A 4,703-nucleotide genomic window follows, 5' to 3' on the forward strand; every position below is an offset into this window, starting at 1 on the left:
GCTGGCCGCGGAGATCGTCCGGCATGCCGGCAGCCACTGCGGCGGCCACCCCGGGCACGGCCGCGAGGGCCAGCTCCACCTCGTGCGGATAGACGTTCTTGCCGGAGGTGAGAATCATGTCCGCGCGGCGGCCCAGGATGTGCAGTTCCCCTGCCTCCAGGTAACCCTGGTCGCCCACGGTGAACCAGTTGCCGAAGGACCGCAGGGCCTGCCCGTCGTCCCCCCACAGGTAGCCGTTGCTGACCATCCCGCTCCGCACGCAGATGTTGCCGGATGCGCCGCCGGGCACAGGTTTCCCGGCGTCGTCGAGGATGGCAACCTCCACGCCCGGGAAAGGCTGGCCGATGCCGGTTCCGCCGACGGCCGCAGGCTCGCCGGCAGGCAGCCCGGCACCGGAGACGAAGCTCAATTCCGAGGCGCCGTAGTACTCAAAGATGGTGGCATGCGGCGCCCAGCGCCGGGCAGCCTCAAGGGTCCGTGCGTCCAGCTTTGAACCGGCGCAGATGATGGTGCGCACCCCGGAGGCGTCCACGCAGCCGGTAAGGCCGCGTTCGCTGAGCATCCGCAGCATAGTGGGCACAACGACCAGCCGGGTGACGCGGTCGTGGGTGATCGCGGAGTGGACGTCCCCGACGTCGAAATGCCCGAGCGTCTGGAATTCCGAGCCGGCGTAGAGGCACTCGCTCAGCGCGTACAGGTTCAGGCTGGCTGCCAGCGGCCCCGGCGCCAGCGTGACGTCATCCTGCCGCAGGCCGAAAAATTCGATGGAGGCGTCGAAGGACTGCTGCCAGGAGCGCCGGGACCTGGTGAACGCCTTGGGTACGGATGTGGTGCCGGAGGTGAGCCCGATCAGGAAAGTGGTCTCCGCCGGCCCGTCGCGAAGTTCGTCGTCCGGTGAGACCGCCGCAGGTAAGGCTGAGGCACCAATGCGGCGGATGATGTCCTCCTGCAGGTGCGGGTGCCAGGCGGGATCCAGGACGGCGCACTGGCGCACGCCTGCCACGGCGGCCGCGTAGTTGACGGCGAAATCGACGGAATTGGCCTGACACAGTGCGGTGACCGCCTTTGTCTCCGCAACCTGGGCGGCCGCGGCGTCCCGGAGTTCAGCCCAGGACAGGCGGCGGCCCGCGATCACGACGGCGGTGTCGTGGGGCCGTTCGCCGGCCCATCGCTGGATTCTGTTGAGGAAAGGCATCGGATCAACTTTACCGGCCTGCACGGATTGACTTCGGGGCCCAAGGGTAATGTGACCTCATGAGTTTCAACGACAATGTGCAGCTGGACCCCTCGCAGGTCCAGGACCGGCGCGGCATGGGCCGCGGAGCGAAAGTGGGCGGCGGCATCGGCGGCGGTCTGCTCCTGCTGATCGCCGCTCTCCTGGGTGTCAACCCCCAGCTTCTGGAGGGCCTGGCGGGCGGCGCTGCTCCCGCCCCGCAAAGCCAGGGCACCGCCCTGGCTTGCAAAACCGGTGCCGACGCCGATGCCCGCGTGGACTGCCGCATCACCGGCACCGTCAACAGCCTCAACGCGTTCTGGCCCGCTTACCTGGAGCAGTACAGCGTCCAGTATCCGCAGCCCGAGACGGTGATTTTCGACGAAGCCGTGAGCACCGGCTGCGGAACGGCCTCCAGCGCCGTGGGTCCGTTCTACTGCCCCACGGACACCACCGCCTACTTTGATCCCGGATTCTTCACGGAACTGGTAAACCGGTTCGGTTCCTCCGGCGGGCCGCTGGCCCAGGAGTACGTGGTGGCGCACGAGTTCGGCCACCACATCCAGAATGTCCTGGGCTACCTGGACCGCGCGCAGCAGGATCCGCAGGGCCCTGAGTCCGGCGCCGTCCGGGTTGAACTTCAGGCCGACTGCTACGCCGGGCTGTGGGCCAAGCACGCCTCCACCCAGCCCGGCCCGGACGGCCAGCCGTTCCTGGAAGCCCTCACCCAGCAGGACCTGAATGACGCGCTGTCCGCGGCTTCCGCGGTGGGCGATGACCGCATCCAGGAAGCGGCCACCGGACGGGTCACGCCCGAGGCCTGGACGCACGGCTCCAGCGAGCAGCGCCAGCGCTGGTTCTACCGGGGCTACGAAACCGGCGACATCAACCAGTGCGACACGTTCTCCGCCCCGAGCCTGTAGGGGCCTCCCGCCCTTAAACCCCGACGGCCCGGCCACCTTCGCACAGAAGGTGGCCGGGCCGTCGTCGTATTTAATTTAGATGTTGAAGCCGAGGGCCCGCATCTGGTCCTTGCCGTCGTCGGTGATCCGTTCCGGACCCCATGGCGGCATCCACACCCAGTTCAGGCGCCAGTCGTCAACAACACCGTCCAGTGCCTTGCCAACCTGCTCCTCGAGCACGTCGGTGAGGGGGCAGGCGGCGGTGGTGAGCGTCATGTCGATCAGCAGCGCGCCGTCGTCATCGGAGTACTTCAGCCCGTAGAGCAGGCCAAGGTCCACCACGTTGACCCCGAGCTCGGGGTCAATGACGTCCTTCAGCGCCTCTTCGACATCCTCCAGGGCCGTGCGGCCCGGCGTGATTTCGGTCATGGCAGAGTCCTAACTAGGCCTGTACTGCTGCGGGAGCGGCGACGGCGGGGCCGGCGCCCTTGGCGTAGCGGTCGTAGCCTTCTTCTTCCAGGCGGTCGGCCAGCTCGGGGCCGCCCTCCTCAACAACCTGGCCGTCCACGAACACGTGGACGAAGTCCGGCTTGATGTAGCGCAGGATGCGGGTGTAGTGCGTGATGAGCAGGGTGCCCATGTTGCCCTGTGCATGGGCGCGGTTGACGCCCTCGGAAACAACCTTGAGCGCGTCAACGTCCAGGCCGGAGTCGGTCTCGTCCAGGACGGCGAACTTCGGCTTGAAGAGTTCCAGCTGCAGGATCTCGACGCGCTTCTTCTCACCGCCGGAGAAGCCTTCATTGACGTTGCGCTGGGCAAAGTCGGCGTCGATGCGGAGCTGTTCCATGGCCGCCTTGACGTCCTTGGTCCAGGTGCGCAGGGCCGGAGCCTGGCCGTCGATGGCCGTCTTGGCGGTGCGCAGGAAGTTGGTCATGGTGACACCGGGAACCTCCACCGGGTACTGCATGGCCAGGAAGACGCCGGCGCGGGCACGCTCGTCAACGCTCATCTCCAGGACGTCTTCGCCGTCGAGGGTGATGGAGCCGCTGGTGACGTTGTAGCGCGGGTGGCCAGCGATGGTGGAGGCCAGCGTGGACTTGCCGGAGCCGTTGGGGCCCATGATGGCGTGGGTTTCACCGGTGCGGATGGTCAGGCTGACGCCCTTCAGGATCTCCTTGGTGCCCTGCTCCGTGTCAATGCTGACGTGCAGGTCCTTGATCTCAAGAGTTGACATGCTCTTCTTTCTTGTTCGTTCGTAAGTCTTGTGCTGCAGGGCGCTCAGTAGTTGTCTACTGCCGCGCCGTTCAAAACGTTGGTGACATCCACGTAGACGTCGTCGCCGTCGAGCTCGACGGCGAACACGGGAACGGGATCGTAGGCGGGGAGCTGGAGGGGCTGGCCGCTGCGCAGGTCGAACTGCGAGCCGTGCCCCCAGCACTCGATGGCGCAGCCTTCCACATCCCCTTCCGAGAGCGAGATGTCGGCGTGCGAGCAGGTGTCCCCGATGGCGTGGATATCACCCATGGAATCCCGCACCACGGCTACCGGGTAGTCGTCGATCAGGATGCGCAGCGCCTGCTTGACCTGGATGTCGTTGGCGCTGCAAACCAGCTCGCCCTTGGGCTTCCCACTCATGCGTCCCTGCCTGTCCCTCGTCAGTTTTCTGTTGCCGTGAGTTCGCGTTCCACAGCCTCGGTCAGGCGCTCTTCGAGGGCCGGGACCTTGATCTGCTGGATGATCTCATTGAGGAACCCGCGGACCACCAGGCGGCGGGCAACGTCTTCCGGAATGCCGCGGGCCATGAGGTAGAACAGGTGCTCGTCGTCGAAACGGCCGGTGGCGCTGGCGTGGCCGGCGCCTTCGATCAGGCCGGTCTCGATCTCAAGGTTTGGCACGGAGTCCGCGCGGCAGCCGTCGGTCAGGACCAGGTTCTGGTTCTTCTCGTAGGAGTCGGTGCCTTCGGCCTGCTTCTGGATGAGGACGTCGCCAACCCAGACGGTGTGCGCACCCTTGCCCTGCAGCGCGCCCTTGTACAGGACGTTGGACTTGCAGTTGGGCATGTTGTGGTCCACGAACGAACGGTGCTCCAGGTGCTGCCCGGCGTCGGCAAAGTACAGGCCGAGGAGTTCCGCCTCGGCCCCTTCGCCGGAGAACCGGACGTTGGAGTTCAGGCGGACGATCTTGCCGCCAAGGGTGACGGCGATGTGCTTGTAGACGGCGTCCTTGGCCACCTCGGCGTCGTGCTGGGCCAGGTGCTTCGCGTCGTCTTCCCACAGCTGGACGGAAACCACCGTCAGCTGGGCGCCGCCGCGGACGAAGACCTCAACGTTGCCGTTGTGGTCGGCTGCGCCGTCGTGTTCCAGGATGACCACGGCGCGGCTGTTTTCGCCGGCCTCGATCACGTGGTGGGAGTTGGAGCGGCGGCCTGCGCCGGTGCCGGTCAGGACGACGCGGACGGGCTCGTCCAGTTCGGCGTTTGCCGGGATCTGGATGTGCAGCGCGTCGTCAGTGTTGGCGGAAGCCACGACGGCGGCGCGGTCGGCCGGGACCAAGGTGGTGCCGTGGGGGGCCTCGCCTGCGTGCAGCGT

Annotated in this window: 6 protein-coding genes; 1 reads left to right on the forward strand and 5 read right to left on the reverse strand. The window is 66.7% G+C overall.

Annotated elements, in window-relative coordinates:
* Positions 1–1,195: class I adenylate-forming enzyme family protein (locus tag AC5RTT_RS19655; RefSeq protein WP_494146579.1), on the reverse strand; the 1,195-nt coding region annotated here is incomplete at its 3' end.
* Between the two features lie 59 nt (positions 1,196–1,254).
* On the opposite strand from AC5RTT_RS19655, the gene ypfJ reads away from it, so the two are divergent.
* Positions 1,255–2,136 carry a KPN_02809 family neutral zinc metallopeptidase gene (gene ypfJ / locus AC5RTT_RS19660; protein ID WP_494146580.1) on the forward strand — a complete coding sequence of 294 codons (882 nt, stop codon included), beginning with the start codon at positions 1,255–1,257 and terminating at the stop codon, positions 2,134–2,136.
* A 75-nt stretch (positions 2,137–2,211) separates the two neighbouring features.
* Here the strand turns inward: ypfJ and AC5RTT_RS19665 are convergent, their stop codons facing one another.
* From AC5RTT_RS19665 to sufD, 4 genes are all read right to left on the reverse strand, one after another.
* Positions 2,212–2,544, reverse strand: a complete 333-nt coding sequence (locus AC5RTT_RS19665) for a metal-sulfur cluster assembly factor (protein ID WP_009357674.1) — start codon at positions 2,542–2,544, stop codon at positions 2,212–2,214.
* A 13-nt stretch (positions 2,545–2,557) separates the two neighbouring features.
* Entirely contained in the window at positions 2,558–3,349 is a 792-nt protein-coding gene (gene sufC, locus AC5RTT_RS19670) for a Fe-S cluster assembly ATPase SufC (RefSeq protein WP_494009093.1), read from the reverse strand.
* Positions 3,350–3,393: 44 nt separating this feature from the next.
* On the reverse strand, positions 3,394–3,750 hold the full coding sequence (locus AC5RTT_RS19675; RefSeq protein ID WP_494009092.1) for a non-heme iron oxygenase ferredoxin subunit: 357 nt from the start codon (positions 3,748–3,750) through the stop codon (positions 3,394–3,396).
* Between the two features lie 20 nt (positions 3,751–3,770).
* The coding region (gene sufD / locus AC5RTT_RS19680; RefSeq protein WP_494146581.1) for a Fe-S cluster assembly protein SufD at positions 3,771–4,703 on the reverse strand (933 nt) is incomplete at its 5' end.

It is taken from the genome of Arthrobacter sp. Y3221157 (assembly GCF_059089865.1).

Bases quoted from the DNA above. Each gene is read 5' to 3' on its own strand.
- ypfJ (WP_494146580.1), top strand. From the start codon at position 1,255: ATGAGTTTCAACGACAATGTGCAGCTGGACCCCTCGCAGGTCCAGGAC.
- sufC (WP_494009093.1), bottom strand. From the start codon at position 3,349: ATGTCAACTCTTGAGATCAAGGACCTGCACGTCAGCATTGACACGGAG.
- AC5RTT_RS19675 (WP_494009092.1), bottom strand. From the start codon at position 3,750: ATGAGTGGGAAGCCCAAGGGCGAGCTGGTTTGCAGCGCCAACGACATC.
- AC5RTT_RS19665 (WP_009357674.1), bottom strand. From the start codon at position 2,544: ATGACCGAAATCACGCCGGGCCGCACGGCCCTGGAGGATGTCGAAGAG.